3 protein-coding genes are annotated in these 3,243 nt (G+C 74.7%); all 3 read left to right on the top strand.

From position 1 onward, the window contains the following. Positions 1–393: 393 nt before the first annotated feature. Entirely contained in the window at positions 394–1,461 is a 1,068-nt protein-coding gene (aroF, locus tag DZF91_RS26175) for a 3-deoxy-7-phosphoheptulonate synthase (RefSeq protein ID WP_117359849.1), read from the top strand. Between the two features lie 382 nt (positions 1,462–1,843). Next, entirely contained in the window at positions 1,844–2,803 is a 960-nt protein-coding gene (locus tag DZF91_RS26170) for a DMT family transporter (RefSeq protein ID WP_117359848.1), read from the top strand. A 114-nt stretch (positions 2,804–2,917) separates the two neighbouring features. After that, a partial coding sequence (locus tag DZF91_RS26165; protein WP_199486901.1) for a DUF5954 family protein occupies positions 2,918–3,243 on the top strand: 326 nt, incomplete at its 3' end.

Raw genomic sequence — 3,243 nt, 5'->3', positions numbered from 1 at the left:
GCCCGGCGGCGCGGCGTCGGGGCCGGGGCCGGCGGCGGTCGCGCCGGGGCTCGGCTCGAGGGTCTCGTCGGACGATGACTCGGGTGGCGACATGACGCGGGCCATCCTGCCATCCGGCGTGAGCTGAGCCATATTCGGGGGGCTCGCCTCACGCACCCGTCCTGATGGGTTACTGTGTGCACGTGCGCAACGTCGTCTATTTCTTTTGGTTCGACCAGCCCGGGCGGCTGGTCTGCCAGACGTTGCGCTGACAGACCTCACAACGACCGAAGCCCCGGGCCTGGACACCAAGGCCCGGGGCTTCGTCGTTTCCGCACACCGATCAGCGTTTTCCCCACACCGATCCGCGCGGACCCGACCGTGGTCGCGCGCACGCACGAGAGGCACACAAGCATGGTCATCGTCATGGCGCCGGAAGCCAACGACGCCGATATCGCGGCCGTCGTCTCACTGGTCGAGACGGCGGGCGGCGACGCGTTCGTCAGCCGGGGCGTCGAACGCACGATCATCGGGCTGGTCGGGGACGTCCAGCAGTTCGGCACGCTCAACCTGCGCTCGCTGCGCGGCGTGAGCGACGTCGTCCGGATCTCGGCCCCCTACAAGCTGGTCAGCCGCGAGAACCACCGGGAGCGGTCGGTCGTGCGGGTGGGCGGCGTCCCCATCGGCCCCGGCACCATGACCCTGATCGCGGGGCCGTGCGCGGTCGAGACCCCCGAGCAGACCCTCGCCGCCGCCCGGATGGCGCAGGCGGCGGGCGCGACCCTGCTGCGCGGCGGCGCGTTCAAGCCCCGCACGTCCCCGTACGCCTTCCAGGGGCTCGGCGAGGCCGGGCTGCGCATCCTCGCCGACGTCCGCGCCGAGACCGGCATGCCGGTGGTCACCGAGGTCGTGGACGCCGCCGACGTGGAGCTGGTCGCCTCGTACGCCGACATGCTGCAGATCGGCACCCGCAACGCGCAGAACTTCGCGCTGCTGCAGGCCGCCGGGGAGTCCGGCAAGCCGGTCATGCTCAAGCGCGGCATGAACGGCACGATCGAGGAGTGGCTGATGGCCGCCGAGTACGTCGCCCAGCGCGGCAACCTCGACATCGTGCTGTGCGAGCGCGGCATCCGCACCTTCGAGAAGGCCACCCGCAACACCCTGGACATCTCCGCCGTCCCGGTCGCGCAGCGGCTCGGGCACCTGCCGGTGATCGTGGACCCGTCGCACTCCGGCGGCAGCCGCGACCTGGTCCTGCCGCTCACCCGCGCGGCGATCGCGATCGGCGCGGACGGCGTGATCATCGACGTCCACCCGCACCCGGAGACCGCCCTCTGCGACGGCCCGCAGGCGCTGGTGGACGGGGACCTGGTCGAGCTGGCCCGGGTCGTCCGCGACCTGCCGCCGATGGTCGGCCGCACCCTCACCACGACGACCGCCGCCGGAGCCACCGCCGCCGAGGCCGGTGCCGTGCTCGCCTGACGGCCCGTCTCCTCGGCCTCTTCAGCCCCTTCGGCCCGACCTCCGACGGACCGCCCAGCCCGGGCGGCGGTCCGCCGGCACGATCACCGCGGCGGCACCCTCGCCACGAACCTCCAGGCGGCACCCCGCCGGGACGGTACTCCAGGCGGCACCTCCGCCGGACGAGACCGTCCGCCGGACGATCGCGCCCGACCGGCGCGCTATCCTGCGGACATGGAGTACTGGACCCCCGACTGCGGACCGCCCCGCTCCTGATCGGGGCGCGGCGACCTCTTCCTGAGACCTGACGACCGGGCTCGGCGCTGATCCGCGCCCCGCCCGTGTCCTTCCGCGTCCCGAACACGGACCCATCCTCCGTTTCGAGACCGGGAGCGTTCCCTCCATGACCCTGCGTCCTGTCCTGACGCGTTCCTCCACCACGTCCGCCGTCCGCCGTGCCCGCGCGGGCGGGGCCGTGGACGTCCTGCTGGCCGCCTCCCTCTGGGGCACCACGGGCACCGTCCGCACGTTCGCCCCGGACGGCGCGTCCAGCGTGTCGGTCGCCGCGCTGCGGATGGTCCTCGGCGGGCTGATGCTCGCCGGGGTCGTCCTCGTCACCGCGCGGGGCGACCTGGCGCGGCTGCTGCGCGCGCCCCGCGCCGTGCCCATGCTGGCCGCCGGCGCGGCCGCGATGATCGTCTACCAGACCGCGTTCTTCGTCGCCGCCGGGCGGACCGGCGTCGCCGTCGCGACCGTCGTCACCATCGGCGCCTCGCCCGCGTTCACCGGGCTGATCGGCGTGCTCACCCGCCGGTCGCGGGTGGACGGCCGGTGGCTGCTGGCGACCGCCGGGGCCGTGGCCGGCTGCGCCGCGCTCGTGCTGGGCGGGCGCGGCTCGGGCGTCGAGCCGGTCGGGATCGGCCTCGCCCTGCTCTCCGGGCTGGGCTACGCGACGTACGCCACGCTGTCGTCCGTCCTGATCACGCGCGGCGAGCGCGACCGCTGCGTCGTCGCGGGCCTGTTCGGGCTGTCGGGGCTGGCGTCGCTGCCCGTCCTGCTGCTGGGGTCGCCCGGCTGGGTGGTCACCGGGTCCGGCCCGGCCGTGGCCCTGTGGCTGGGTCCGGTCGCGACGGGCGGCGCGTACCTGCTGTTCGCGCGCGGGCTGCGCACCACCCCCGCCACGACCGCCACCACGCTGACGCTCGCCGAGCCCGCCGTCGCGTCCGTGCTCGGGGTCGCCGTCCTCGGCGAGCACCTCGGGACGGTGGCCCTGGGCGGGCTCGGTTTCCTCGCCGCCAGCCTCGTCGTGCTGGTCGTCCCGGCCCGGCGGCAGGAAGGCGGGAAGGACCGTCCGGGCCGCTGACATGGCCCGACACTTGGGACGGGGTACCGCAGAGGCCACTATTCGGGGCATCCCGCAACACGAAATGGTCTGAACCACTCGCCACGGCCGTTGTCCGCGAGGATGATGACCGGCATGACTACGGGCGATGGGGATGCCGGGGGCCGGTTGTTCCCCGAGGATCTCGACCGCGTCGATCCGGTCGCGGCGGTGATGCTGGCGGACGCCTGCCGGGCCATCACCGCCTACCCCGAGCTGCGGGTGGTGGGCGCCCTGTTCACCGCCGCCGAGCGGGTGGAGCGCGGCTGGCAGGTGGTCACGCCCGTCGACCCGGTGCCCGAGGGGGCGCGCGAACTGCTCGCCGACCACCTCGGGGACCGGGCGGCGCTGGTCGGCGGCGCGGACGGGCGGGACCTGCTCGCCGCCGCCCGCGAGCTGCGCGACGGCGGCCGGGACCACGA

The sequence above is a fragment of the Actinomadura logoneensis genome (genome assembly GCF_003428695.1).
Lineage (GTDB): Bacteria > Actinomycetota > Actinomycetes > Streptosporangiales > Streptosporangiaceae > Spirillospora > Spirillospora logoneensis.
Note: the sequence above shows the minus strand (reverse complement) of the source record. Positions and strands in the feature narration are given on the sequence as shown.

Coding starts and splice junctions, on each gene's coding strand:
- aroF (WP_117359849.1), top strand. CDS start 394: ATGGTCATCGTCATGGCGCCGGAAGCCAACGACGCCGATATCGCGGCC.
- DZF91_RS26170 (WP_117359848.1), top strand. CDS start 1,844: ATGACCCTGCGTCCTGTCCTGACGCGTTCCTCCACCACGTCCGCCGTC.